A 25,331-nucleotide genomic window follows, 5' to 3' on the forward strand; every position below is an offset into this window, starting at 1 on the left:
CATGCGCGTGAACAGACACAGCAAGGTCCGCACCCTGGCGGCCGCGGGCCTGACCGTGGCCACGCTCGCCGCCGGCGTCACGGCCGGTGCCGGACCCGCCACCGCCCAGCCGAAGGCCGCCCCCGCGGCGCCGGCGGCGCCCTACTGCGGCGCCGCCCACCGCATCGAGCAGAAGCTCTCCACCGGCACGACCTGGCGGATGTGCTGGCGCTACGACGGCAAGGCCGGCCTCGTCCTGGAGAACATCTCGTACCAGCCCAAGGGCGAATCCAAGCCGGTCAAGGTCCTCAACAGCGCCAGGCTCGGCCAGATCCACGTCCCGTACGACGACGGGAACGTCGAGTACGACGACCTGACCGGGTTCGACTTCGCCCAGGGCCTGATGAACCTGGCGCCCGGCGAGTGCCCCGGCGGCACCATCAAGACGATCAAGGTGCCGGACTCCTGGAACGAGGACCCGAACGTCAAGGGCCTGTGCACCACCACCCGCTCCCGCGGCCACGCCTACCGCATGCAGGGCGACACCGCGGACAAGGTCTACCAGGCCCAGGGCAAGGACCTGCTCGTCTACACCGTGAACCAGGTCGGCTGGTACGAGTACATGACAGAGTGGCGCTTCCAGGACGACGGCACGATCACCATGAACGTCGGCGCCACCGGCAGCCTGTCGTGGGACGACTACGACGCCGGGGACGGCCGCGGCTGGCCGATCGGCAAGGGCGCGAGCGCCGCCAAGGCCACCAGCCACAGCCACAACGCCTTCTGGCGGCTCGACTTCGCCCTCGACGGCTCCACCGCCAACAAGATCGAGCAGTACGACTCGACCGTCACCGCCCCGGCCACGGGCCAGCGCGCCCCGAGCACCAGGACGACCCGCACCGAGGTCACCAAGGAACTCGCCGGGGACAGCAAGAACTACCGCTGGTGGCGCGTCGTCAGCGCGGCCGGCAAGAACAAGGACGGGCACGCCCGCTCCTACGAGATCGTCCCCGGCCCGACGACCAAGTACCCGGGCCGCGGCTACACCAAGCACGACGTGTACTTCACCGAGTACAACAAGTGCGAGCTGTTCGCCAGCCACAACCCCGGCGACTGCGGAGCCGGGGCGGGCGACTCCGTCGACAAGTGGGTGAACGGCCAGGCCCTCAAGCACCCGGTGGTCTGGACGAACATCGGCTTCCACCACATAGCCCGGGACGAGGACCAGCAGCCCATGCCCGTCCACTGGCAGGGATTCTCCATCGCCCCGCGCGACGTCACGGCCATGAATCCGCTCACTCCGGCCGAGCTCGGCTGGCAGAACGGGCACTGGCAGCCGCGCAGTTGAGAATGACCCTGCCCATCCGGCTGCACCGCCGGCCGCTCCCGGAGTACCCTTCCTTGATCGTTGGGTGGGGCCAGGCCCCTCGGGAGGCTCGGGGGAGCGGAAGGCGGTGCGTGGGTGGGCTCGGGAGGGCTGGAGCTGCCCCCTGGTGACGAGGGTCACGAGGGGAACTCCACAGACGTCCCGACCGGTGCTGTGTCACTGGCGCGGCCGATGGACGCGACGGGCTCGATCGGTCCGGAACTGGACTGGGACACCGACGCCTGGCGCGAGGTACGCACCCGCGCCCAGCGGGCCGGCCGCGCCTACATCTGGCTGAACCTCGTCGAGCAGCGGCTGCGCGCGGTCGTCGCCGCCGTGCTGCGGCCCATCTACGAACCCGTCCACGGCGACGACTGGGTGGTGGCCGCCGCCGGACCCGCCGGGCAGGAGTGGGTGCAGCGCGCCGTCGCCGTACGCGAGGTCAGCCGCCGCAAGGGCTATCTCCTCGACCCGGCCGACGACAACGTCCTCTCCTTCCTCACCCTGCCGCAGCTGCGCGAGCTGATGGTGCAGCACTGGCCCTGCTTCGAGCCCTACTTCGACGACCGCCGGGACGTCGAGCTCGCCCTGGACGAGCTGGAGGTCACCCGGAACGTCGTCTCCCGCAACCGGGCCCTGTCCGAGGCCGTCCTGAACCAGGCCGAGCGCGCCTCGGCCCGGCTCCTGGAGATACTCGGCGCGGACGGTGACGTGCCGTCGGCACGCAGGCTGCCCGTCGACGCCGTCGAGGACCTGGTCGGCGACCGGTACGCCGACGTGGTCGCCGTCCACCCGGACCGGGTGCGGCTGATGCGCCAGTTCCCCGCTGAGGACATCTTCGGCGGCGCCCGCCGCCTCGACGCCATCGGCATAGGCCTCAACCTGCTCGTGCAGAACTTCTCCGGCCGCCGGCTGGTGCGGCTGGCCGAGTCGGGCTGCCGGGTGCGGCTGCTGTTCCTCAATCCGGCCTCCAGCGCGGTCAAGCGGCGCGAGCGCGAACTGGGCATCAAGCGCGGCGAGCTCAGCCGGGCCGTCGAGATGAACATCCTGCACATGCGCCGGGTGCGCGCCCGGCTGCGCGACCCGGGTGCCTTCGAGATCCAGGTCTTCGACGAGACGCCACGCTTCACGGCATATCTGGTCGACGGCGACGGGGCGGACGGCATCGCGGTCGTGCAGAACTATCTGCGCCGGACACGCGGCATGGAGGCGCCGGTGTTCGTGCTGCGCAACGGCAGCAAGGTGGTCAAGCCGGGCGAGATCGACGAAAGCGGCCTCTTTCCCACCTACCGCGAGGAGTTCGAGGTGATGTGGGCGGATTCGCGGCCGGTGTCGTGAACGGTGTCCCGCTGTGCGGCGGTTGTGCCGGTTCACCCGGCCGCCGCCGGGCGTAAGCGGAAGGCGCTCCTCGGATTGTCAGTGGTGCGTGCGAAGGTGGAGACCACTGGGGGACACCACCGGGGGACGCACCACAAGAAGGGGGACCGCCCATGGGCTGGCACCGGGAGCTGCTGATCGGCTTCGACCTGGAGACGACGGGCACCGATCCGCGCGAGGCGCGCATCGTCACGGGGGCCGTGATCGAGGTCAGGGGCGGGGAGCCGCTGGGGCGCCGGGAGTGGCTGGCCGACCCGGGGGTGCCGATCCCCGAGGGAGCGGTGGCGGTGCACGGCATCAGCAATGAACGCGCGGCGGCGGAGGGCAGACCGGCCGACCAGGTGGCGGACGCCCTCGCCGGCGTCCTCACCTCCTACTGGAAGTCGGGCGTGCCCATCGTCGCCTACAACGCGGCCTTCGACCTGACCCTGCTCTCCGCCGAGTTGCGGCGGTACGGACTGCCGTCCCTGCGCGACCGCTTGGGCGGCGTGGACCCCGCCCCGGTCATCGACCCGTACACCATCGACCGCTGGGTCGACCGCTACCGCCGCGGGAAACGCAACCTCCAAGCGGTCTGCTCGGAGTACGGCGTGGTCCTCGACTCCGCCCACGACGCCACGGCCGACGCCCTGGCGGCGGCCCGGCTGGCCGGTGCGATAGCCGACCGCCACCCCAAGATCGCGAGCCTGGGACCCGCGGACCTGCACCACCGCCAGATCGAGTGGTACGCGCAGTGGGCGGCGGACTTCCAGAGTTTCCTGCGCGGCAAGGGCGACACGACCGCCGTGGTGGACGGGGCGTGGCCGTTGCGGGAGTTGGCGGACGAGCGGGTCTGAGCGGGCCCCCAGGCCGTCAGAACGGATACCACCGCACCGTCTCGTCGCCCTCCCGCAGCGACGCCACCCGCCGCTCGAACTCGGCCAGCGCCTTCGGATTGCTCGGTGCGTGCTGGGCCACCCACGCACAACTGGCCGTCTCCCGGGCGCCGCGCAGCACCGAGCACCCGTCCCACTCCCGGACATCCCACCCGTACGTCCCGGTGAAGGACTGGTACGCCTCGTCCGCGAGGCCATACCGGTCATGGGACAGCGCCATCACCACCAGATCGTGCTCGCGCAGGTCGGCGGAGACCGTCTCCAGGTCGACCAGGACCGGCCCGTCCGGGCCGACATGCACATTGCGGGGCAGCGCGTCGCCGTGGATCGGCCCGGGCGGCAGCCGCGGCGTCAGCGCGGCGGCCTGTGCGGCGAAGCCATCGCGCCGCTCGCGCAGATACCCCGCGTCCGCGGGGTCGATCGCGTCGCCCGCGAGCCGCAGCCAGCGTTCCACGCCGCCCAGCAGATCGCGGGCCGGCAGTTCGAAGGGAGGAAGAGGCGTGGCGTGCACGACCCGCAGCAGTTCGGCCAGATCCCGCGGCTCGGCGGGCCGTACGGCATCGGGCAGCCGGTGCCACACCGTCACCGGGTGCCCCTCGACGAGCAGCGCCTTCGGCTCGGCCGCCCGCACCGCGGGCACGCCCGCCTCCGCGAGCCATACCGCGATGTCCAGTTCGCGGCGCGCCCGGTCGAGGAGTTCGGCGTCACGGCCGACCTTGACGACCAGGTCACGGGCGGCGAACACCGCGTTCTCGCCCAGTGCCAGCAGCCGCGCCTCGCGCGCCGCGCCGCCCGGCACGCCAGCCGCGGCCAGTACGTCCCGCGCCCGTGCCTCGTCCATCGTCCGCCTCCGTGGTCCAGGTCCTTGTGCGTCACCGTCGGGTTCCGGCCATCCGCCCGTCAGTCTCCCATTCGCACAGGTGGGACCGTGTGCGCGGTGCCTTGACGGGGCAGGCCGCCTTCACGACCATGACGTGGCCCGTCCGAGTGGTGCGAAGGGGCTGATGCCGTGACGTCGGTGACCGAGGTGCGGAGACCGGCCGATCCGGCACCGGGCCGGGCCCGGCCGCGCCGGGCCGTGGACCACGGCGCCTGGTTCCTGGTGCTGCCCGCACTGATCCCCATCCTCGTCCTCAGCGTCGGCCCGCTGCTGTACGGGATCCTGCTGGCCTTCACCGACGCCCAGTCGGGCCGCACCGAGCCCACGCAGTGGATCGGCGCCCTCAACTTCCGGGACCTCCTGCACGACACGCTGTTCTGGGAGTCGTTCCGGATCGGGCTGCTGTGGGCGGTCGGCGTGACCGTGCCGCAGTTCCTGCTCGCGCTGGGCCTCGCCCTGCTGCTCAACCAGGACCTGCGGCTGCGCTGGCTGGCCCGCGCCCTGGCGATCATCCCGTGGGCCATGCCCGAGGTCGTCGTCGGCATCATGTGGCGGCTCGTCTACAACCCGGACGCGGGCATCCTCAACGAGACCCTGCGCGACATCGGCCTGGGCGGCGGCCGCGACTGGCTCAGCGGGCTGGCGACCGCGCTGCCCGCCGTGATCCTCGTCGGCGTCTGGGCGGGCATGCCGCAGACGACGGTGGCGCTGCTCGCCGGGCTGCAGAACACCCCGCGCGAACTGCACGAGGCGGCGGCGGTCGACGGGGCCGGTGCCTGGCGCCGCTTCCGCACGGTCACCTGGCCCGCCCTCAGACCCATCGCCCTCGCCATCACGGCGCTCAATCTGATCTGGAACTTCAACTCCTTCGCCCTGGTCTATGTGCTCAGCAACGGCGGCCCAGGCGGCCGGACCCGGCTGCCCATGCTCTTCGCCTACGAGGAGGCCTTCCGCTACGGGCAGTTCGGCTACGCGGCGGCGATGGGCTGCGTGATGGTGGCCGTGATCTCGATCGCCCTGGCCATGTTCCTCGTAGGCCGCCTCAGGGGAGGTGACGACACGTGAGGACCTCCGCGCCGGCCCGGGCCGGCCAGTACACCGCGCTGCTCGCGTACCTGGTCTTCCTCGCCTTCCCGTTCCTCTGGCTGCTCTCCACGGCGTTCAAGCCGCCGCGCGAGCTGGGCAGTCTGCATCCGACGTGGATCCCGAAGAACCCCACCCTCGACAACTTCCGGCAGGCCTTCGACGAACAGCCACTGCTGCACGCCGCCCTCAACTCCCTTGTCGCCGCGCTGGCGGCGGCGGTCATCGCCGTGCTGATCGCGACGCCGATGGCCTACGTCGTCGCCCGGCGGCGCACCCGACTGGCGAAGGCGGTGACGGGCTGGGTGGTGGTCAGCCAGGCGTTCCCGTTCGTGTTGCTGATCATCCCGCTGTTCCTCGTGCTGAAGAACCTGCGAATGATCAACTCCGTGCCGGGTCTCGTGCTGGTGTACGTGGTGTGGGCGCTGCCCTTCGCGCTGTGGATGCTCGCCGGGTATGTGCGGGCGGTGCCACCCGAGTTGGAGGAGGCCGCCGCGGTCGACGGGGCCGGGCGGGTGCGGACACTGGTGTCGGTGACGGCGCCATTGCTCGCGCCGGGCATCGTGGCGACGGGCCTGTTCGCGTTCATCACCGCGTGGAACGAGTTCTTCTTCGCGCTGGTGCTGCTCAAGACTCCGGAGAAGCAGACCCTGCCGGTGGTGCTCACCCACTTCATCGGAGCCGAGGGCGTAGCCGACCTCGGCCCGCTCGCGGCCGCCGCGTTCCTCGCGACGCTGCCCTCGCTGGTCGTCTTCGCCCTCATCCAGCGGCGGATCACGGGCGGCATGCTCACCGGGGCGGTGAAGAGCTGATGCGCGCCCGTCTGCCGGCCCTGGTCCTGGCCCTGCTGCTGCTCCTCGCCGGCTGCTCCTCCGGCGGCACCCGCGACGACGGCCGGATCACCCTGCGCTTCCAGTCCCTGGCCTGGCAGGAGGAGTCAGTCGAGGCCAACAAGGCCCTGGTGAAGGAGTGGAACGCCACCCACCCGGACGTCCGGGTCGAGTACGTCCAGGGCTCCTGGGACAGCGTCCACGACCAGCTCCTCACCGCCTTCGAGGGCGGCGAGGCGCCCGACATCATCCACGATGCCTCCGACGACCTGGCGGACTTCGCCTACGGCGGCTACCTCGCGGATCTCACCGGCCTGCTGCCCGCGCGGCTGAAGTCGGACATCCCGCGGCGCAGCTGGGAGACGACCACCTTCGGGGACGGCATCTACGGCGTGCCGTTCCTCCAGGAACCACGGGTACTGATCGCCAACGCGAAGTGGCTCCGGCAGTCCGGGGTGCGGATCCCGACCCCCGAAAAGCCCTGGAGCTGGGCCGAGTTCCGCCGGATCACCGAACGCCTCAGCGGCCGGGGGAAGTACGGCATCGCCTGGCCGCTGAAGGAGCCCGTCTCCGCCACGCTCAACCTCTCCCTCTCAGCCGGCGGACGGCTCTTCCACCGCGGGGCGGACGGCAAGGTGACGGTCCGGTTCCAGGCGGCCGACCAGGTGGTGCCACGCACCATCCACGAGCAGGTCGACACCGACCGCAGCGCCTCGCCCACGACCCTGGGCAGCGGCGGTTCCGACACGCTGCCCGGCTTCTTCGGCGGCAGATACGCGATGGTCCCGCTCGGCTTCTCCTACCGTCAGCAGATCGTGCAGCAGGCGCCGAAGGGCTTCGAATGGCAGGTGCTGCCCGCCCCGGCCGGTGCCGGAGGGCTCACCCAGGGCGTCAGCCCGCAGACCCTCTCCGTCGCCGAGGACTGCCCGTACAAGAAGGAGGCCGCCGCCTTCATCGACTTCCTCCTCAGACCGCCGAACATGGTCCGCCTCGCCCTCGGCGACTGGATGCTGCCCACCGGCACCCGGGCCCTGAGCGATCCGGCCCTGCGCACGTCCGAGCACGGCTGGGCCACCGGCACCGCCCTCGCCGGGCAGCTGCGCCCGGCACCGGCGCAGACGGTGCGGGGCTACCCCGAGTGGAAGGACAAGGTGGCGACCCCGGCGCTGCAGGAGTACTACAGCGGAGCCATCGGACTCGGCGCACTGCGCGAACGGCTGGAGAAGGACGGCAACCTGGTGCTGGCGCGCTATCAGCGCTGACGGCGTCGCCGGTCCGGCTCCGTTCAAGGCACGGCGGGTCCCGTGAGGTACCGGCCCTGCTCGTCGTAGGGCCAGACATTGGGCGCGCAGCCGCTCATGCCCTTGATCTGCTGCATCATCGTGGGGGCCGGCTTGCCGGGGCCGGGGCAGCCGACGTGGCCGTGGCCGAGGAAGTGGCCGACCTCGTGGTTGATGATGAGGGCCCGGTAGGCCTTGACGTCCTTGGCGTAGACGGGAGTTGCCAGGAGCCAGCGCTTGAGGTTGACCATGACGTTCTTGGCGACGTTGCAGTTGACCTCGCCGCCGGTGTCCAGGCCGTACTGTCCGCAGATCTTGTCCACGGTCCCGGCGGTGGCGACCTTCACGACGAAGTCGGTGGGCCCGCTCGACACCCGCCGGAACGCGGAGCGGCCGTCCGCCGTCCAGCCGCGCCGGTCGGCCAGGACGTTCTCCACCTGCTCGGCGACGTCCGGGGCGGACAGGTCGATGCCGTCCTCGACATCGACCCGGTAGCGCAGGGCCGTGCTCCGCCCCACCTTGGGGCCTGAGCCGGGGGCGACCGTGAAGGTGCCGGGGCCGGTGGCGGGGATCTCCGGCCGTGCGGAGGGAGAGGGAGACAGGGAGGGGGAGGGCGAGGCGGCAGGGGAGGACGGGTCCGACGGGGGGAGGGGCCTGGCCGGGGCGGTGGTGGACGGGGAGCCAGGCTCGGTCGCCGGGCCGGAGCCGGCCGCCGTACCTCCGCGCTTCGCCGACGTCCATTCCACCGCGGCGAGTCCGGCCACTCCGAGCAGCGCCAGCGCGGACAGGCCCGCTAACAGCGGACCCTTCCGGCCGCGGTGGCTTGCGGAGTGCGCAGGGCCACGGCCCCTGCGGGACGGAGGTGTGGAGTGCACGGTCATGGTCGTTCAGATTGCGAGGGTCATGTGATCGAACATGGCGCGAATGATAACGGAAAGATTACGAAGATATGCCGAGAGGCCTGTGTGATCATCCGGTAACAGGAGCCCGTCCGTGCGCGGGCCTGCGGATACTGAGCCCATGCCACGAGTTCTGCTGATCGAAGACGACCGCGCCGTCCGTGAAGGAGTAGCCCTCGCCCTGCGCCGCCAGGGGCACGACGTCGCCGCCGCCGAGACGGGGGAGGAGGGGCTGGAGCGGCTGCGGTCCTTCCGGCCTGACGTCGTGGTGCTCGACCTGATGCTGCCCGGTATGCCCGGCCTGGATGTGTGCCGCGCGATGCGTGCCCTGGACCAGACGCTGCCGATCCTCATGGCGACCGCGCGCGGGGACGACGTGGACATCGTCGTAGGGCTGGAGGCCGGAGCGGACGACTACGTCGTCAAGCCCGTGCGGGCCCGGGTCCTCGAGGCGCGCATCCGGGCCGTCCTGCGCCGGGCGACGGCCGTGGCGGCGGCCGACGGTGGCATACCGAAGATCGACACCTACGGCGAGCTGGCCATCGACCGCGCCGGGCACGCCGTCACCTGTCAGGGCGCGCCGGTCCCGCTCGCCCCGTCCGAACTGCGGCTGCTGCTGACGCTGTCCGCCGCACCCGGCCAGGTGTTCAGCCGGCAGCAACTCCTGGAAGCGGTCTGGGAACACAGCTACCACGGCGACGCGCGCCTGGTGGACGCCTGCGTCAGACGGCTGCGGTCCAAGATGGGCGAGCCCTCGCGGGAGCCGCGCTACATCCAGACGGTGCGCGGCTTCGGCTACCGGTTCGTGTCCCCGTGAGGCACCTCTCCGCGAGGAACGCCCTGGCCCCCCGTCTGCGCGGACTGTTCCCACGTCTGCGCGGGCTGCGCACGCGCCTGGTGGTGGCGTTCGCGCTCGTCGCCGCGCTCACCGCGGCGACCACCGGCACCCTGAGCTTCCGGGAGGCGCGCACAGGTGTGCTCCAGCAGAGCCAGGACACCGTGATCAAGCTGCTGCGCACCCAGGTCGACCGGCTCGCCCCGCAGCTCTCCTTCCCCCCGGCCGAGGCCGAACTGCGGCGCTTCGCCGCTGATGTGGCCCGCGCCGAGCCCTCCGGAAGCTGGCGGGTACTGGTCGGCTACGAGGATCTGAGCGCCACGTCCCGCCCCGGCGACCCTTTCGAAGAGCTGACGCCGGATCTGCGCGAGGCCGTGGACTCCAGCCCGGCCACCGTCTTCCAGCGGGTGAACACCGGCGACCACACCTCACTCGTCGTCGGTATGTCGGTCACCTTCGCCGGTGACGGGAACCGCGGCATCGCCTCGGGGATCCAGGTCTTCCTCACGGTGCCGCAGGCCACCGAACAGCGGTACGTGGACGCCCTGGTCACCGCCGTGGAACGGGCCACCGTGCCCGCGCTGGGCGTCGCCGTGCTGCTCGCGCTGCTCGCCGCGCGCGGGGTGCTGCGGCCGGTGCGCGCACTGCGGCACGCCACCCGCAGCATCGCCGAAGGGCGGCTGGACACCCGGCTCGCGGTCAACGGCTCCGACGAACTCGCCGATCTGTCCCACACGTTCAACGAGACCGCCGCGGCCCTGGAGGAGTCGGTGGCCGAGCTGCGCGGCATGGAGGCCCGGGCCCGCCGGTTCGCCGCGGACGTCTCGCACGAACTGCGCACCCCGCTGGCCGCCATGGCGGCGGTCACCGACGTCCTCGACGAGGACGCCGCCCGTCTCGACCCGGACACCGCCACCGCGGTCCGGCTGATCAGCGAGGAGACCGTGAAACTGGCCCGTCTCGTGGACGACCTGATGGAGATCTCCCGGTTCGACGCGGGCGCCGCGGTGCCGCACCTCGACGAGATCGACCTCGCCGAGTCGCTGCGCCGCACCCTCGCCGGCCGTGCCTGGGCGGAACTGGTGGACGCCGACCTGCCACCGCCGGACGCCGTACGCGGCCGGGTCGACCCGCGCCGACTGGACGTCGTGGTGGCGAACCTGGTCGGCAACGCGCTCCGGCACGGCGCCCGGCCGGTCCGTCTGCGCCTGCGCGCGGACGGTGAGCGGTCGGCGGTCATCGAGGTGCTGGACAGCGGCCCCGGCATCCCCGAGGACGTCCTTCCGCACGTCTTCGAGCGCTTCTACAAGTCGGACACCGCCCGTACCCGGACCGAGGGCAGCGGTCTGGGTCTTGCCATCACCGCGGAGAACGTCCGGGTGCACGGCGGCAGCGTCCGGGCGGGCAACCGTCCGGAGGGCGGGGCGGTGTTCACCGTCGAACTCCCGCTGCGGCGAGACGAATCGGCCCACGGGGAGCACCTGTGACGGCGGCCCGGCGCCGAGCCGCGCTGCTGGTCGTGGCGGTGCTGTGCGGGCTCACCTCCTGCGGCATCCCGGCCACCGGTGTGGTGGAGGCGGGCGGTCCCGCCGGTGGGGTCGTGCCGACGCTACGGGTCTACTTCGTGGCGGACGGCAGGCTCTCGCCCGTCCCCCGCAGGGTCGTCGCCCCGATCGGCGCCGCCTCGGCCGTGGAGGTGCTGCTGCGAGGGCCCACGGCGGAGGAACAGGCCTTCGGGCTGACGTCGTCGCTGCCGCTGAGCGGGACCGGCCTGCCGACGGCCGTCCCGGCCGGGCCTGAGCGGCCTCCGGCCACGGAGGCGTCGCGGGCACCGGCCACGGAGGTCCCGCGGGCGGCCGGGGCCACGGACTTCGCGAAGGTCACCACACGGGGCGATCGCGTGTCCATCGAACTGTCCCTGCCCTCAACCGGTGAACTGCCCGATCTCGCGCTGCCCCAGCTGATCTGCACCGCCGGCGCCGCCGCGCGGTTCTCGAACCCCGGGGGCGACCCGGTGACGGTCACGGTCGCGGGCCGGGACGGCCGCCGTGTCGAGGGCACGGCGACGCGCTGCCCCACCACGTGATCGACAGCGGCCACCTGAAGAGGTTGCACGAGACGTATCGTCTCGCTTAGGGTCGGTCCATGACCAGTCGCGCGCACATCGCCATGTTCTCCATCGCCGCCCATGGCCACGTGAACCCGAGCCTCGAGGTGATCCGCGAGCTCGTGGCGCGCGGCCACCGGGTGACCTACGCGATCCCGCCGGTCTTCGCGGAGAAGATCGCGGCCACCGGTGCCGAGGTCAAGCCCTGGAACTCCACGCTGCCCTCGCCCGACGACGACCCCGAGGCGTGGGGGAGCACGCTGCTGGACAACGTGGAGCCGTTCCTCGACGACGCGATCCAGGCCCTCCCGCAGCTGATCGAGGCCTACGAGGGCGACGAGCCGGACCTCGTGCTGCACGACATCGCCTCCTACCCGGGTCGCGTCCTCGCCCACCGCTGGGGCGTCCCCGCGATCTCCATGTCGCCGACGATGGTCGCCTGGGAGGGGTACGAGAAGGAGGTCGCCGAGCCCATGTGGGAGGAGCCGAAGAAGACCGAGCGCGGCCGCGCCTACTACGCCCGGTTCCAGGCCTGGCTGGAGGAGAACGGGATCGCGCTGGACCCCGACCGGTTCGGAGGCCGCCCCGACCGCTCGCTGGTCCTGATCCCCAGGGCGTTCCAGTGGAACGCGGACCGTGTCGACCAGAGCGTGTACTCCTTCGTCGGAGCCTGCCAGGGGCCGCGCACCGCCGAGGGCGACTGGCAGCGGCCGGCCGACGCCGAGAAGGTCGCGCTCGTCTCCCTCGGGTCCGCCTTCACCAAGCAGCCCGGCTTCTACCGGGAGTGCGTCAAGGCGTTCGGCGACCTGCCCGGCTGGCATCTGGTGCTGTCGATCGGCAAGCACGTCGACCCGGCCGACCTCGGGGACGTCCCCGCGAACGTCGAGGTGCGCTCCTGGGTGCCGCAGCTGTCGATCCTGAAACAGGCCGACCTGTTCGTGACGCACGCCGGCGCCGGCGGCAGCCAGGAGGGCCTGGCCACCGCCACGCCGATGATCGCCGTACCGCAGGCAGCGGACCAGTTCGGCAACGCGGAGGTCCTCCAGGACCGCGGTGTCGCCCGGCACCTCCCCACGGAGGAGGCGACCGGCGAGGTCCTGCGCGAGTTGGCCCTCGCCCTCGTGGGCGACCCGGAGGTCGCCCGTCGGCTGAAGGAGATCCAGGGCGAGATGGCCGAGGAGGGCGGCACGCACCGCGCGGCCGACCTCATCGAGGCCGAACTGCGCGCTCGGCAGGGCTAGCCGGGTGTGCTCCTCGCGCGCCGGGCCGTCACACCGCGACGGCCTGGCGGGTGAGGGTCTGGCGGGCCTGGTCGAGCGTGGCGTCCATGCGCGCCGCCTGTCCCTCGGTGAACATGAACATCGCGGCGTCGTCGGTGTAGTCCATGTAGTTCATGAACATGTCGCCGTCCGGCCCGTTGCCGCACGTCACATGGGGGAAGTCGGGCGAACCGAGGTTCGGCCCCGCCTGGTTGGGGGTGTCCGACACGAAGTCGCCGCCGCTGCACCCCTCGTCGTCGTCGCCCCAGATGTGCCGCAGGTTCAGCCAGTGCCCGATCTCGTGCACGGCCGTGCGGCCGCCGTCGAACGGCGCCTTGGCGGTGCCGGTGGTCCCGAAGGCGGAGGTGGTGACGACCACCCCGTCCGTGGAGGCGGCGCCGCCCGGGAACTGGGCGTAGCCCAGCAGCCCGCGGCGCAGCGGGCTGACCCAGAGATTCAGGTAGATGTCCGCGGGCCAGGCGTCCCGGCCCCCGCTCAGGCTGAACTTGACCAGGTCGTCCGTGCCCCAGTCCGGAGTCGAGGACCGGGTCCGTGTGATGCCGTCGGTGGGACGGCCCAGTGGATCGGTCCGGGCGAGGTGGAACTGCAGTCGCACATCGGCAACGAGGTCCTTCCAGGCCTCCGGAACCTTGTTGACGTCCGGATTGCCCGCCCGGAAGTCCTGGTTGAGCACCTCGATCTGACTCTGGATCTGGGCGTCGCTCACGTTCTGCTCGGGGGTGCTGTGGACGACGTGCACGACGACGGGGATGTCGACGAGGCTCTGCCGGGATGAGCTCTGCTCCATCTGCTCGTAGGTGAACGCGGTGTTCTCGATCAGGGACCGGTTCTCGGCGTACTCCGGGTTCAGATCGAGGAGTCTGCGGTGTACCTCCATGGCGCCGCACCAGTGGCTGTAGTCGGCGGAGGTGACGCGGAGATAGGACTGGGCATCGGACATGACTGCCCCTCGGGTGAGCTGAAGGTGTTGCCGCGCACGCGGCTGCGGAGGTGCGCGTCTGACACGCGCCGCGAGGGACGGGCGACGCCGGGCGGAGCGGCCGGTTGCCCGTTCCCTCCGAACCCATACAATGACAATCCTAGTCACTTGGGTATAAAACCGGCAATGTTTACAGCTTTGGGCGAGTGAGGTGGCCGGGTCATGCGAGAGCCCTCGTCGGACCTGTTCCGTTCCTGGATCCATTCCTGCGAGGAGGACCACGAGGACGTACGGGTGTACCGGCCCGACGACTACCCCTTCCCGCCGGCGCGCGGGCGCCGCGGCATGGAGTTCGCACCCGAAGGCGCCTTCGTCGACCACCCGCTGGGACGCGGTGACGCTCCCGGCGCCGTGCCCGGCCGCTGGCGGCTCGTGGCGGACCGTCATATAGCGCTCACCTTCGACGGCGCCCGCCCGGACCGGGAGCTGGAGATCGTGCGCTGCGACGAGAGCGTGCTGCACGTGCGCCGACTCACGAACTGAGAGGGCCTGTCGGTCGCATCGGCAACCGACAGGCCCTCCGGCAACAGCCCCTCTCGAACAGCGGCGGGGATCAGACCTTGAGGGGCTCGCCCTCGTCGTCCCGCGCCGCCGGTCCGGGGACGACCGCCCGCGGCGCCTCGTCGTGCGTGAGGTCCGGCAGCCGGTGCAGCCACTTCGGCAGATACCAGTTGCGCTCCCCGAGCAGCGCCATCACCGCCGGCAGCAGCACACCCCGGATGATCGTCGCGTCGATGAGCACCGCCGCCGCGAGCCCGACGCCCATCTGCTTCATGGACTGCATGGACAGCGTCCCGAAGATCGCGAACACGGCGACCATGATGACCGCGGCACTGGTGACGACCCCGGCCGTGGTGACCACGCCGTGCCGGATCGCGTCCTTCGTCGCCAGACCCCGCAGCCGTGCCTCCCGTATCCGGGAGACCACGAACACGTGGTAGTCCATCGACAGGCCGAACAGGATCACGAACAGGAACAGCGGCAGCCAGGTGATGATCGCGCCGACGCCCTCCGCGCCCACGAGGGACGCGCCCCAGCCGTGCTGGAAGACCCCGACGAGGATGCCGTAGGCCGCGCCCACCGACAGCAGGTTCAGCACGATCGACGTGAGTGCGATCGTCAGCGAGCGGAACGACAGCAGCATCAGCGCGAAGGCGAAGACCACGACGAACGCGAAGACCGGGACGACGGCTCCGGCCAGCTGGTCGTTGAAGTCCTTCGACCCCGCGATCTGCCCGGTGATCGGCGCCTCGACGCCGTCGACCCTGCCGAGCGTGGCCGGGCGCACCTCGTCACGCAGCTTGTCCAGGCTCTCGCCCGCCTTGTCCTGGTCGGAGCCGCCGACCAGCGGGACGTAGACGAACGCGACGTCCTGCGCGTCGTGCGGCTTGATCTCCACCGGGCCGCGCGAGGCGCCCGAACTGATCGCCCGGTCGCGGAAGTCGGCGAGCGCGGACTTCACCTCAGGCGCGTTGATGTCGTCGGCCTTGACGACCACCTCGGCCGGCTCCGAGCCGCCCGGGAAGGCCTCGTTGAGCCGGTTGTACGTCTGCACGATCGGCAGCGAGTCGCCGAACTCCTGGTCCAGCGTGAACTGCTGTGTCTTCATGCCGAGCGCGGGAGCCGTGATGGCCAGCAGCGCACCGGCCGCCACCGCCGCGGCGATCACGGGCCGGGCGAGGACGCGCCGCAGCACGGCCGTCCAGAACCGGCTGTCCTGGCTGCCGCCCCGCTCGCGCCGGCGCAGGAACGGAATGCGGCCCTTCTCCACCCGCTCGCCCAGCAGCGACAGCAGCGCGGGCAGCACCGTCACGGACCCCACCATGGCCACGGCCACCACCATCAGCGAGGCCAGACCCATCGCCTCGAACTCGGCGAGCCCGGTGAACAGCATGCCCGCCATGGCCACGCAGACCGTGACACCGGAGACGACGATCGCGCGGCCACTGGTCGCGGCGGCGATCCGGAGAGCGGTCCGCGCGTCATGGCCGGCCTCGCGCTCCTCGCGCTCCCGGCGCAGATAGAACAGGCAGTAGTCGACGCCGACCGCCATGCCGACCAGCAGCATCACGGAGTTGGCGGTGTCGCTCATCGGCTGGAGGTGGCTGACGAGGCCCATCAGCCCCATCGTCGCCATGATCGCGGTGACCGCCAGCGCCACCGGCAGCAGCGCCGCCACCAATGCGCCGAAGGCGATCAGCAGAATGCCGAGGGCCACCGGTACCGCGGAGTACTCGGCCTTCTTGAAGTCGTCCCCGAACGCGTCGTCGAACGTCTTCATCATGCTGGCGCCGCCGATCTCCTCGATCCGCAGCGACGCGTGGTCCTTCTGGACGCCCTCGACGGCCTTCAGCACCGGCTCGACCCGCTCGCCGGCGGTGTCCGCCGCGCCGCGCATGTCGAACTGCACGAGCGCGCTGCGCCCGTCCTTCGAGATCGTCTTCGTGTCGTACGGCGAGGTCACGTCGGTGACCTCGCCGGTCCCCTCGACGGCCTCGACCACGTCGGTCACGGCGCTCCTGAACCCGGCGTCCGTGGCCTTGAGACCACCACCCCTGGCCTGGATCAGGACGCTCTCACCGGCCGGCTCGTCGATCCCGGCGTCCTCGATGATCCGCGCGGCGGTGTGCGTCTCCCCCTTCAGCTGGTCGCTGTCCTTGACGTCGACCCGGCCCGCCGCCGAACCGAGCCCCATCGCCAGGAAGACGAACAGCACCCAGATGCCGACGGCGGCCCATCGGTGCCGGGCGCTCCAGCCGCCGGCCCGGGCGGCCAGGCCCCGCACCCGTGTATCTCCGTTCCCCATGACGGGCTCGCCCCCTCGTGCAGCGGTGGCGGCCCCCTGCCGCCCCCTTTCGTTTCGAAGGTATGGGCCGGATAAAACCATCACCTCGTGCTGCCCGGTGAAGTGGCGCGGCCGGAACTCATCCCCATGGACCTGGCCTTCTCCCCACTGGGGATGACCGCGAGGGACCGTGGCCCCTTACACACACTGTGTGGATCCTGAGCAGATGGTTGTGCCCCGCGGTGACCGATGAGTAATTTACGGGGCCGGGCAGCCGCCCGCCGACGGCCCTCGTGCCCGCCCCCACGGGGCACGACGGCCGTCCTATTGTGTGCGGATGACGACGACGTACGCGGCACTGCTGCGCGGAATCAACGTGGGCGGCAGCAGGAAGGTCCCGATGGCGGACCTGCGCACACTCCTGGAGAACCTCGGCCATGAGGGCGTGCGCACGTATCTGCAGAGCGGCCAGGCGGTGTTCACCTCCGGTCACGGCGACGAGCGGTCGCTGGCGGCCGGGATCGCGCAGGCCATCGAGCGGCACTTCGGCTTCGGCGTCGACGTGATCGTGCGCGACCACGCCTATCTCAAGGCGATCGCCGACGCGTGCCCCTTCCCGGCCGCCGAGCTGGAGGCCAAGCAGCTCCACGTCACCTACTTCTCCGCGCCCGTGGCCCCCGACCGCTTCGCGGAGATCGACCAGCCCGCCTACCTCCCCGAGGAATTCCGCCTCGGCGACCGCGCCCTGTACCTGTACGCCCCGAACGGCCTCGGCCGATCCAAGCTGGCCGAACACCTCTCGAGGCCCCGCATCAACAAGGGCGTGATCGCCACGAGCCGCAACTGGAACACCGTCGTCAAGCTGGTGGAGATGACCGATGCCTGAACACACCCCGGACGTCCGGGCCGCCATCGAGGGCGAGCTGGCCCTGCTCACCCCGGAAGTCCGCCGCTCACCCGAACTGGCCGGGGCGCTGCTGCACCCCGACTTCCACGAGTTCGGCGCCTCCGGGCGGCACTGGGACCGGGCCGCCGTCATCGCCTCCCTGGCTGAGAACACCGACCTCGGTTCCCCGCCGGTCGTCACCAGCCGGATGCGCGGCGTACAGCTGGCCCCCGACCTCGTCCATCTCACCTTCGACACCGAGTGCGACGGCAGACACGCGCACCGCAGCTCGCTGTGGCGGCGGACGGAGGCCGGGTGGCTGCTCTACTTCCACCAGGCGACTCCGTTCAGCTGACGGGCAGCGTGACCTGGCGGCCGCCTCGGACGTTTGGCCGAATCGCCCCCACGCGGCCCGGGGGCTTGGCACGGTAGGGCCATGACGAGCACCGATCACCCGACGACTCCATCCGGTCGTACGACGGCCGTCCAGGCCATGCGCGGCGCGGCGGCCCAGCTCGCCGAACTGCTCGGCACGACCCCCGACTCCGTCTCCGCCCTCCGGCCGACGCCCGACGGCTGGACGGCGGACGTGGAGGTCGTGGAGCTGGAGCGGGTCCCCGACACCATGACCATCATGGCGACCTACCGGGTCACCCTCGACCCGCAGGGCCACCTCCTCGGCTACGAGCGGGTGCGCCGCTACGCCCGAGGCCAGCTCGACCGTGGGCGCTAGAACCAACCCGGGTCCTGTCGACTCCCCCTCGTCGCGCAAGTCTTTTGGTGTTCACTTGAATCCTCCCCTCCGCGAAGGGAGGGGATTTCTGGCTCAGGCTGCCTCCTGGAGCTGCGCTCCAGGAGGTCTTGCGCCCTCGGCACCAGCCGGGTTGAGACCAGCCCGGTGGAGCATCACGCGTGCGGAGTTCTTGTCCCGTGGGGACTCGGTCCCGCATGTGGTGCAGGTGTAGGTGCGCTCACCCAGCGGCAGTGCGTGCTTGGCTCTCGTCATGCACTGCGCGCAGTCCATCGTGGTGTGCGCGGGGTGGATCAGGCGGATGTCCCGCCCGTGTTTGCGGCCCATCTCGAGCAGAGCGGCCTTGGTGGCGCCGATGGCGGCGTCCGCGGCCTTGCGGGCCATGGTGGATTTGGCGAGGAACTTCGGTCGGAAGTCCTCGACAGCGACGGCGTCGTGGTCGCGGACCACCTTCTTGGCCCACTTGCGGCCGGTGTCCGCACGCTGCCTGGCGACTTTCTTGTACGCCTTCGCCCGCAGCTTCTTCGCCTCGCGGTAGCCCCTCGACGCCGGCTGCCCTTTCTTGGGCTTGCGGCGGGCCATCATCCGGTCGTACCCGGTCAGCTTCTGCTGAGCCTTCCTGCCGTGCGCGGCGTGGGGCAGGTCGTGCGCGTCGGAGGTGGTGGTCGCGGTCTGCTTCACACCCCAGTCGATACCGAGGACACGGCCGGTCGGAGGCAGCGGTTGTACCTCGGCGGGGACGACGAAGGAGCCGTACCAGTGTCCGAGGCTGTCCTGGTACACGCGCACCGAGGACGGCTCAGCCGGCAGCTCCCGCGACCACACCACCCTCACGACGATTCCGCCCGCTAGGTGTAGCCGACCGTCCTTCAGTCGGAACCCGCGCCGCGTGTAGTTCAGGGTCGGCAGTGCCTCACGCTTCTTCTTGTGCGTGGGCATCCCGGCCCGGCACGCCAGGGGCAGGCGCTCTGTGATGTCCTTGTGCGCCTTGGCGCGGGAGCGGCCGAAGTCGCGGATGACCTGCTGCTGGACAACCGACGAACCTTCACCCAGCCACGGAATCGCCTTCCGGGCCGCGGTCAGCATCCTGTCGAGCTGCGCCGGGCCGCACGTCTGCTTCTTCCCACTCGCCTTGTTGTGCAGAAACACGGCCCTGGACTTGGCGACACACTCGTTCCACACCCACCGGCACCGACCCCACTCCGCCACCAGGGCCGCACGGGCGGCGGACGACACACGCAACCGGTAGGTATAGCGGGCATGCCCCGCCACCACAGCCACCCCCACGTGCGCCACCTCGCCCCCCACGGTCACCCGGCCCGGACGACCTGGCATCCCGAACCCCTCCAAGGGAGCATAGGTACGACCACCGCACGTACGTACCCCGATCGCGCAACCACCACCCCGACCAGCGACAACGGGCACACGCGTTCGTATCGCCATAAAAACATCGGACAGCGCTCCGGGCGCTCCGCGACTCCGAACGGGACACGGCGATGCTCCGCGTCGCAACAACCGGATGCGAATTCCTCCCCGGCGTGAACGCTGGGGCATCCACGCAAGAAACAGGTGAACATCCCCGCCACCACCCCCGTACCTACGGGCGGCACGAGAACGGACTCTCGCGAGAGGAATCGCCCACGTGACCGTCATGACGCAGTCCGGCGGGATGCAACCCGCCGCCACTTCCAGCGGTTCGGGTTCCGCCGGACTCTTCGACATCCTCGAACTGATCCTGGACCGCGGGCTCGTCATCGACGTGTTCGTCCGGGTCTCACTGGTCGGCATCGAGATCCTGAAGATCGACATTCGGATCGTCATCGCCAGCGTCGACACCTACCTCCGCTTCGCCGAGGCCTGCAACCGCCTCGACCTGGAGGCCGGCCGCAAGGCGCCGGACAAGCTCACCGACATCGTCGGCAACCTCGTCGAGAGCGGCGCCCGGGGCAAGGCCGGCGGCGCGATCGGCGGGGCCATCGACGCGATCGGGGACATCTTCGACCGCGACGACAAGGACCGCGAGGAGGAGCGGTGAGCGGCGTCTACGTCTACGCCGTCACCCGCTCCGAGCACCCCCTGCGGCTCGACGGCCTGCGTACCGTCGGCGGGACCGAGGAGTCCCCGCGGGTGCTCGTCCACGGCCCGCTCGCCGCCGTGGTCAGCGCCGCGCCACCGGACCTGCGCCCCAAACGCCGTGACCTCGCCGCCCACCAGGAACTCCAGGAACGCCTGATGGTCGACGGGTCGGTCCTCCCCATGCGGTTCGGCCTGCTCGCCCCCGACGACACCGCCGTCAAGACCGCCCTGGAGCACAAGGGCGAGGAGTACGCCCGAAGGCTCGGCGAACTGGACGGCACCGCCGAGTTCAACCTCAAGGCCGCCCGGGACCAGGACGACCTGCTGCGCGAGGTGCTCGACGAGTCCGAGGAGGCCCGCCGGCTCAACCGGCACACCCGCGAGGGCAGCGGCGCCTACGAGGACCGCCTCGCCCTCGGCGAACTCGTGGCCCGGCAGGTCGAGGCCCGGCAGCGGCGGCAGGCCGAAGAGATCGTCGGGCGACTGTCCGGGCTCGCCCGGGCCAGCGTCGTGGCCGACCCGTCCAAGGACGACTTCCTCAACGTGTCCTTCCTCGTCGAACGCGCCCGCGCCGACGAGTTCACCGCGGCCGGCCAGGGACTGGCCCACGACTACGGCGACGCCTACGACTTCCGGTTGCGCGGCCCGCTGCCCCCCTACAGTTTCGCCGCCTGACCATGGGCCTGCTCACCGGCATCCTCACCCTCCCGCTCGCGCCCCTGCGCACCACCCTCTGGGCCGCCGAGCAGCTCCAGGCCGCCGCCGAGGCGCAGTACTACGATCCCGCGCCCGTCCGACAGGCCCTCGTCGACCTGGAACGCGCCCTGCTGGAGGGACGGATCGACGAGGCCGAGTACGACCGCCGCGAGGACGAACTGCTCGACCGGCTCGACGAGATCAACGCCCGAAGACAAGGCCCCCGACCATGAGCCACCCGGCAGCAGGCGGACTCACCGGACCGCCCCGCTTTCCCTCCCCCTACGGCCAGGCGCCCGGCGCCCAGACCGCCAACCTCGCCGACATCCTCGAACGGGTCCTCGACAAGGGCGTGGTCATCGCCGGCGACATCCGGATCAACCTGCTCGACATCGAACTGCTCACCATCAAGCTGCGCCTGCTCGTCGCCTCAGTCGACAAGGCCAAGGAGATGGGCATCGACTGGTGGGAACACGACCCCTCCCTCTCCTCCCGGGCCGCCCGCCCCGAGCGGTCCCTCGCCGACGAGAACGAACGACTGCGTGCCGAGATCGCCGCACTCAAAGCGGCCGAGAGGAGCCCGGAGCCATGACCGACCCGAACCTCGTGTACACGTACGCCGTCCTGCGCCCCACCCCCGAGGCCACCGCCGCGGTGACGCATCTGCGCGGGGTCGCCGGAGAACCGGTCCACCTGGTCGCCCCGGCGGCCGGCACGCACCGGCTCGCCTTCGCCGTCGGACACGTCCCGGCCGCCGACTACGCCGAGGCACCCCTGGCGGCCCACCTCGACGACCTGGACTGGCTGGAGTCCACGGTCCGCTCCCACCACGCCGTGGTGGCCGCACTGGTCGGCTGCGGCGCCGCCGTACTGCCCCTGCGCCTGGCCACCGTCTACCACGACGAGGACAGCGCCCGGCAGGCCCTCGACACCCGCCGCGACTACTTCCTGTCCCTGCTGGAGCGCCTCACCGGCCATGTGGAACTCGGCGTCAAGCTCTACGCCACGCCTGACATCATCCCGCCCGAGGCGGACACCGACGCCGCGCGGGAACAGCCCACCGGCCTCGGAGCCGGCCGCGCCTATCTGTCGATCCGCCGCCGCAGACAACGCCGCAACGAGGAGGCCTGGCGCACGGTCGCCCAGGCCGCCGCACACCTCACCGAGACGGCCCGCGCCCTCGCCGTGGACCGCGTAACACACAGCCCGCAACGCGGCAGCCTCGCGGGCTCCGGCCCGGGCACCAACGTCGGCAACGACGCCTACCTCGTCCGCGCCGACCGCGTCGACGCCTTCCGCACCGGCATACTCGCGGCCGCCGACGGCGTCCCCGGACTCCGCGTGGAGGTGACCGGCCCCTGGGCGCCCTACTCCTTCGCCCTCCAGCCGGAGCCGCAGTCGGAGTCCGCCGCGTGACCGTCGCCCCCTACGCCGAACGCCCCGTCGCCCTCATCGACCTCCTCGACCGGCTCCTGCAGGGCGGTGTCGTCGTCACCGGCGACCTCGTCCTGTCCATCGCGGACGTCGACCTGGTCCGCATCGACCTGCGGGCGGTCATCGCCCCCGTGGCCGCGTCGGCACTCTCCCAGATCAGCGAGGCACCATGACCCCGGCCACCCGCCGTCTGACCGCCGACCCCGACGCGGTCGAACGCGACCTGGTCAAACTCGTCCTGACGGTCGTCGAACTCCTCCGCCAGCTCATGGAACGCCAGGCCCTGCACCGCGTCGACATCGGGGACCTCACGGAGGAACAGGAGGAACGCGTCGGCCTGACCCTGATGCTCCTCGACGACCGCATGCGAGAACTCTGCGCGCGCTACGACCTCACTCCGGAGGACCTCAACCTGGACCTGGGGCCGCTGGGCACCCTGCTGCCACCACACCGGTGACGGCTTAACCCCGTCAGGCGCTCACGGCGGTCAGCATCGGCGCCCGAGCCGCCTCGTACCGCTCCAGCACCACCCGCGCCACCTCCAGCGCCGGTCCCAGCACATCGGCCAGGACGTCCGCCTCCGCCGCGCCCCGGGCGATGCGGTCCGGGAGGCGGCCGGGGGCGAGGACGTAGGGGGCGACAGCCACCCGGGAGCAGCCCAGGGCACGGAGTTCGCGGACCGCGTCCTCGGTGGAGGGGAACCCCGCGGGAGAACCAGCGGAGGCGAACGCAGGCCGCACGGCGCACCAGCCGGTGTGCCGCCACTCCCGCGCGATTTCTGCGATCACTGCGATCGCCTCCGGGTCGGTGGACCCCGCCGAGGCCAGCACGACCCCGGTCGAGGACTTGTCGGCGGGGGTGAGGCCCGCCTCGTACAGGCGCCGTTCCAGGGCTGCCAGCAGCAGCGGGGACGGGCCCAGAACCTCCGCCTGGTGGATACGGAGCTGCGGCGGAGCGTCCGCAAGAATCGCCGGGATGTCCGCCTTCGCGTGGAACGCCCGGGTCAGGAGGAGGGGGAGAGCCACGACGTCACGGACGCCCTGGACCGCCAGGGACTCCAGCACCCCCCGCACCGAGGGCACGTTGAAGTCCAGGAAGCCTGTCTCCACGCGTACGTCGGGACGCAGGACGCGTACCCGGCGTACCAGGGCGTGCACGGTCGCGGCGTGCCGCGGGTCGCGGCTGCCGTGTGCGATGACGAGGAGAACAGGCTTGTGATTCATGGGACGTCAGCTCTTCACCAGCAGGCCGCGCTGGCGCAGCACCCACCGCTCCAGCGGGCTGAAGATGAGCAGGTCGATGGCGATACCGACGATCAGGATGAGCAGGATGGCCTCGAACACCATGGCCATGTCGCTGGCGTTGCGGCCGTTCTCCAGCAACTGGCCCAGACCGACGCCGAGGTCGGGGAAGGACGCGATGATCTCCGCGGCCATCAGGGAGCGCCAGGAGAACGCCCAGCCCTGCTTCAGACCGGCCACATAGCCGGGCAGTGCGGCCGGCAGGACGATGTGCCAGGTGCCCTTCAGGCCCGTGGCGCCGAGCGTGCGGCCCGCGCGCAGGAACAGCGGCGGCACCTGGTCGACGCCCGAGACGAGGCCGTTGGCGATCGAGGGGACCGCGCCGAGCAGGATCACCGCGTACATCATCGAGTTGTTCAGGCCCAGCCAGATCACCGCCGGCGGAACCCAGGCGACGGACGGCAGGGACTGCAGGCCGGACAGGATCGGGCCGAGGGCGGCGCGGACGAACTTCACCCGGGCCACCAGCAGGCCCAGCGGCGTGCCGATCAGCAGGGCGAAGCAGAAGCCCAGCAGACCGCGCGAGACGCTGGTCCAGATGTAGCCGAGCAGCTCGCCCTGGAGCCACGCCGTGTGCACGACGTCCCACACGGCGGACGGCGCGGGCAGCTTGGTCGGATCGGTGACGACCTTGAACGAGACGAGGGCCTGCCAGACCGCCAGCACCAGCGCGACGGCGATGACGGGCGGCAGGATCTTCTGGACGAAGGTCTGCCGGAACGGCGTACGGTGCGTCTGCCTCGACTCCAGCGCGTCGAGGCCCGCCTCTAGGCCCTCGAGATCGCTGCCGTCCTTGGCGACGGTCGTCGAATCAGTGCTGGCCATGACGGCGGATCTCCCCACGCAGTTCTTCGGTGATCTCGACGGACAGCTCCGCCACCTGGGTGTCCTCGATGCGGCGCGGGTGCGGGATGTCCACCGTCCACTCGCGGGCGATCTTGCCCGGACGGGAGGACAGCAGCACCACGCGCTCGGCGAGCCGGACCGCCTCGCGCACGTTGTGCGTGACGAACAGGACGGACAGCTGCGTCTCGCGCCAGATGCGGGTCAGCTCGTCGTGCAGCACGTCCCGCGTGATGGCGTCCAGCGCCGCGAACGGCTCGTCCATGAGCAGCAGCTTGCTCTCCTGGGCGAGCGCGCGCGCCAGCGCGACCCGCTGGCGCATACCGCCCGACAGCTCGTGCACCCGCTTGCCGTACGCGCCCTTCAGCCGGACGAGTTCGAGCAGCTCCTCGGCCCGCTCGCGGCGCTCGGCCTTCGCGATGCCCCGTAGCTTCAGGGCGAGTTCGATGTTCTTGCCCGCGGTCAGCCACGGGAACAGCGCGTGCTCCTGGAACATCAGCGCCGGGCGGCCGTCCGTGGTGATCTCGCCGGCGCTGGGCCGGTCGAGGCCCGCCACCAGGTTGAGCAGCGTGGACTTGCCGCAGCCCGAGGCCCCCAGGAGGGTGACGAACTCGCCGGGCGCGACATCGAGGGTGATGTCGTCCAGGACGAGCTGCTGCCCGGCGGGGCCCGCGAACGACTTGGAGACGTGTTCGATCCGGGCGGCGTGCGTGACCGCCTCGGTGCCGTCGGCGGCCTTGGCGAGGGTGGTGGCCATGGTCGTCACCTCCTGGGAACTCATTCGGGATG

28 protein-coding genes and 1 pseudogene are annotated in these 25,331 nt (G+C 71.2%); 21 read left to right on the forward strand and 8 right to left on the reverse strand.

Annotation, left to right across the window (positions count from 1 at the left end; all coding sequences use genetic code 11):
- Position 1: 1 nt before the first annotated feature.
- From ACQEV8_RS34510 to ACQEV8_RS34520, 3 genes are all read left to right on the forward strand, one after another.
- Positions 2-1,327 (forward strand): copper amine oxidase, encoded by a 1,326-nt coding sequence (locus tag ACQEV8_RS34510; RefSeq protein WP_432968228.1) that lies wholly within the window; start codon positions 2-4, stop codon positions 1,325-1,327.
- Positions 1,328-1,441: 114 nt separating this feature from the next.
- Positions 1,442-2,683 (forward strand): SAV2148 family HEPN domain-containing protein, encoded by a 1,242-nt coding sequence (locus ACQEV8_RS34515; protein ID WP_432968231.1) that lies wholly within the window; start codon positions 1,442-1,444, stop codon positions 2,681-2,683.
- Between the two features lie 152 nt (positions 2,684-2,835).
- Entirely contained in the window at positions 2,836-3,558 is a 723-nt protein-coding gene (locus tag ACQEV8_RS34520; RefSeq protein ID WP_432968234.1) for a 3'-5' exonuclease, read from the forward strand.
- A gap of 16 nt (positions 3,559-3,574) precedes the next feature.
- Here ACQEV8_RS34520 and ACQEV8_RS34525 read toward each other — a convergent pair whose 3' ends face one another.
- Complete coding sequence (locus ACQEV8_RS34525) at positions 3,575-4,438, reverse strand: phosphotransferase enzyme family protein (RefSeq protein WP_432968237.1); 864 nt, start codon at positions 4,436-4,438, stop codon at positions 3,575-3,577.
- 168 nt (positions 4,439-4,606) lie between these two features.
- On the opposite strand from ACQEV8_RS34525, the gene ACQEV8_RS34530 reads away from it, so the two are divergent.
- From ACQEV8_RS34530 to ACQEV8_RS34540, 3 genes are read left to right on the forward strand one after another with little or no spacing between them, the layout of a single operon-like run.
- Entirely contained in the window at positions 4,607-5,542 is a 936-nt protein-coding gene (locus ACQEV8_RS34530) for a carbohydrate ABC transporter permease (protein ID WP_432968240.1), read from the forward strand.
- Positions 5,539-6,372 carry a carbohydrate ABC transporter permease gene (locus ACQEV8_RS34535; protein ID WP_432968243.1) on the forward strand — a complete coding sequence of 278 codons (834 nt, stop codon included), beginning with the start codon at positions 5,539-5,541 and terminating at the stop codon, positions 6,370-6,372. Before ACQEV8_RS34530 ends, ACQEV8_RS34535 begins: the two co-directional genes overlap by 4 nt.
- Positions 6,372-7,652: an ABC transporter substrate-binding protein gene (locus ACQEV8_RS34540; RefSeq protein WP_432968246.1), complete on the forward strand. Its 1,281-nt coding sequence runs from the start codon at positions 6,372-6,374 to the stop codon at positions 7,650-7,652. The genes ACQEV8_RS34535 and ACQEV8_RS34540 overlap by 1 nt, the downstream gene beginning before the upstream one ends.
- Before the next feature lie 23 nt (positions 7,653-7,675).
- Here ACQEV8_RS34540 and ACQEV8_RS34545 read toward each other — a convergent pair whose 3' ends face one another.
- Positions 7,676-8,449 carry a DUF3152 domain-containing protein gene (locus tag ACQEV8_RS34545; RefSeq protein ID WP_432973205.1) on the reverse strand — a complete coding sequence of 258 codons (774 nt, stop codon included), beginning with the start codon at positions 8,447-8,449 and terminating at the stop codon, positions 7,676-7,678.
- A 241-nt stretch (positions 8,450-8,690) separates the two neighbouring features.
- Between ACQEV8_RS34545 and ACQEV8_RS34550 the strand changes: the two genes are divergently transcribed.
- From ACQEV8_RS34550 to ACQEV8_RS34565, 4 genes are all read left to right on the forward strand, one after another.
- Positions 8,691-9,386, forward strand: coding sequence for a response regulator (locus ACQEV8_RS34550; RefSeq protein ID WP_432968249.1), 696 nt, complete (start codon positions 8,691-8,693; stop codon positions 9,384-9,386).
- Positions 9,387-9,466: 80 nt separating this feature from the next.
- Positions 9,467-10,891 (forward strand): sensor histidine kinase, encoded by a 1,425-nt coding sequence (locus tag ACQEV8_RS34555; RefSeq protein WP_432973208.1) that lies wholly within the window; start codon positions 9,467-9,469, stop codon positions 10,889-10,891.
- Positions 10,888-11,490: a hypothetical protein gene (locus tag ACQEV8_RS34560; RefSeq protein WP_432968252.1), complete on the forward strand. Its 603-nt coding sequence runs from the start codon at positions 10,888-10,890 to the stop codon at positions 11,488-11,490. The genes ACQEV8_RS34555 and ACQEV8_RS34560 overlap by 4 nt, the downstream gene beginning before the upstream one ends.
- Before the next feature lie 59 nt (positions 11,491-11,549).
- On the forward strand, positions 11,550-12,752 hold the full coding sequence (locus ACQEV8_RS34565) for a glycosyltransferase (protein WP_432968255.1): 1,203 nt from the start codon (positions 11,550-11,552) through the stop codon (positions 12,750-12,752).
- 28 nt (positions 12,753-12,780) lie between these two features.
- Here the strand turns inward: ACQEV8_RS34565 and ACQEV8_RS34570 are convergent, their stop codons facing one another.
- Positions 12,781-13,731: a zinc metalloprotease gene (locus ACQEV8_RS34570; protein WP_432968258.1), complete on the reverse strand. Its 951-nt coding sequence runs from the start codon at positions 13,729-13,731 to the stop codon at positions 12,781-12,783.
- 201 nt (positions 13,732-13,932) lie between these two features.
- Here ACQEV8_RS34570 and ACQEV8_RS34575 point away from each other — a divergent pair, with 201 nt between their 5' ends.
- On the forward strand, positions 13,933-14,253 hold the full coding sequence (locus tag ACQEV8_RS34575; RefSeq protein WP_432968261.1) for a hypothetical protein: 321 nt from the start codon (positions 13,933-13,935) through the stop codon (positions 14,251-14,253).
- Positions 14,254-14,323: 70 nt separating this feature from the next.
- Here ACQEV8_RS34575 and ACQEV8_RS34580 read toward each other — a convergent pair whose 3' ends face one another.
- Complete coding sequence (locus ACQEV8_RS34580; protein ID WP_432968264.1) at positions 14,324-16,576, reverse strand: MMPL family transporter; 2,253 nt, start codon at positions 16,574-16,576, stop codon at positions 14,324-14,326.
- Between the two features lie 316 nt (positions 16,577-16,892).
- Here ACQEV8_RS34580 and ACQEV8_RS34585 point away from each other — a divergent pair, with 316 nt between their 5' ends.
- The 3 genes from ACQEV8_RS34585 (at position 16,893) to ACQEV8_RS34595 (ending at position 18,174) form a co-directional block, all read left to right on the forward strand.
- Entirely contained in the window at positions 16,893-17,441 is a 549-nt protein-coding gene (locus tag ACQEV8_RS34585) for a DUF1697 domain-containing protein (RefSeq protein WP_432968267.1), read from the forward strand.
- The gene (locus tag ACQEV8_RS34590; RefSeq protein ID WP_432968270.1) at positions 17,434-17,796 is read left to right on the forward strand and encodes a DUF4440 domain-containing protein; all 363 of its coding nucleotides are present in this window, start codon (positions 17,434-17,436) and stop codon (positions 17,794-17,796) included. The genes ACQEV8_RS34585 and ACQEV8_RS34590 overlap by 8 nt, the downstream gene beginning before the upstream one ends.
- Positions 17,797-17,877: 81 nt before the next feature.
- Positions 17,878-18,174, forward strand: a complete 297-nt coding sequence (locus ACQEV8_RS34595; protein WP_432968273.1) for a gas vesicle protein — start codon at positions 17,878-17,880, stop codon at positions 18,172-18,174.
- 93 nt (positions 18,175-18,267) lie between these two features.
- Here ACQEV8_RS34595 and ACQEV8_RS34600 read toward each other — a convergent pair whose 3' ends face one another.
- The gene (locus ACQEV8_RS34600) at positions 18,268-19,527 is read right to left on the reverse strand and encodes an RNA-guided endonuclease InsQ/TnpB family protein (protein ID WP_432968276.1); all 1,260 of its coding nucleotides are present in this window, start codon (positions 19,525-19,527) and stop codon (positions 18,268-18,270) included.
- Between the two features lie 316 nt (positions 19,528-19,843).
- On the opposite strand from ACQEV8_RS34600, the gene gvpJ reads away from it, so the two are divergent.
- The 7 genes and pseudogenes from gvpJ to ACQEV8_RS34635 form a co-directional block, all read left to right on the forward strand.
- On the forward strand, positions 19,844-20,227 hold the full coding sequence (gene gvpJ, locus ACQEV8_RS34605) for a gas vesicle protein GvpJ (protein WP_432973211.1): 384 nt from the start codon (positions 19,844-19,846) through the stop codon (positions 20,225-20,227).
- Positions 20,224-20,943 carry a GvpL/GvpF family gas vesicle protein gene (locus ACQEV8_RS34610; RefSeq protein WP_432968279.1) on the forward strand — a complete coding sequence of 240 codons (720 nt, stop codon included), beginning with the start codon at positions 20,224-20,226 and terminating at the stop codon, positions 20,941-20,943. The genes gvpJ and ACQEV8_RS34610 overlap by 4 nt, the downstream gene beginning before the upstream one ends.
- Before the next feature lie 2 nt (positions 20,944-20,945).
- The gene (locus tag ACQEV8_RS34615) at positions 20,946-21,197 is read left to right on the forward strand and encodes a gas vesicle protein GvpG (RefSeq protein WP_432968282.1); all 252 of its coding nucleotides are present in this window, start codon (positions 20,946-20,948) and stop codon (positions 21,195-21,197) included.
- On the forward strand, positions 21,194-21,556 hold the full coding sequence (locus tag ACQEV8_RS34620; RefSeq protein WP_432968285.1) for a gas vesicle protein: 363 nt from the start codon (positions 21,194-21,196) through the stop codon (positions 21,554-21,556). Before ACQEV8_RS34615 ends, ACQEV8_RS34620 begins: the two co-directional genes overlap by 4 nt.
- Complete coding sequence (locus ACQEV8_RS34625; protein ID WP_432968288.1) at positions 21,553-22,380, forward strand: GvpL/GvpF family gas vesicle protein; 828 nt, start codon at positions 21,553-21,555, stop codon at positions 22,378-22,380. The genes ACQEV8_RS34620 and ACQEV8_RS34625 overlap by 4 nt, the downstream gene beginning before the upstream one ends.
- Complete coding sequence (locus tag ACQEV8_RS34630; RefSeq protein ID WP_432968291.1) at positions 22,377-22,571, forward strand: gas vesicle protein; 195 nt, start codon at positions 22,377-22,379, stop codon at positions 22,569-22,571. The genes ACQEV8_RS34625 and ACQEV8_RS34630 overlap by 4 nt, the downstream gene beginning before the upstream one ends.
- An 11-nt stretch (positions 22,572-22,582) precedes the next feature.
- Positions 22,583-22,855 (forward strand): annotated as a pseudogene (locus ACQEV8_RS34635) (gas vesicle protein K); the annotation flags it as partial.
- Positions 22,856-22,868: 13 nt separating this feature from the next.
- Here the strand turns inward: ACQEV8_RS34635 and ACQEV8_RS34640 are convergent.
- From ACQEV8_RS34640 to ACQEV8_RS34650, 3 genes are read right to left on the reverse strand one after another with little or no spacing between them, the layout of a single operon-like run.
- Entirely contained in the window at positions 22,869-23,621 is a 753-nt protein-coding gene (locus tag ACQEV8_RS34640; protein ID WP_432968294.1) for a sirohydrochlorin chelatase, read from the reverse strand.
- A gap of 6 nt (positions 23,622-23,627) precedes the next feature.
- Complete coding sequence (locus ACQEV8_RS34645; protein WP_432968297.1) at positions 23,628-24,524, reverse strand: ABC transporter permease; 897 nt, start codon at positions 24,522-24,524, stop codon at positions 23,628-23,630.
- Positions 24,511-25,299: an ABC transporter ATP-binding protein gene (locus ACQEV8_RS34650; protein WP_432968300.1), complete on the reverse strand. Its 789-nt coding sequence runs from the start codon at positions 25,297-25,299 to the stop codon at positions 24,511-24,513. The genes ACQEV8_RS34645 and ACQEV8_RS34650 overlap by 14 nt, the downstream gene beginning before the upstream one ends.
- Between the last annotated feature and the right edge of the window lie 32 nt (positions 25,300-25,331).

It is taken from the genome of Streptomyces sp. CA-179760 (assembly GCF_050937045.1).
In the GTDB taxonomy this organism is placed as follows: Bacteria; Actinomycetota; Actinomycetes; order Streptomycetales; family Streptomycetaceae; genus Streptomyces.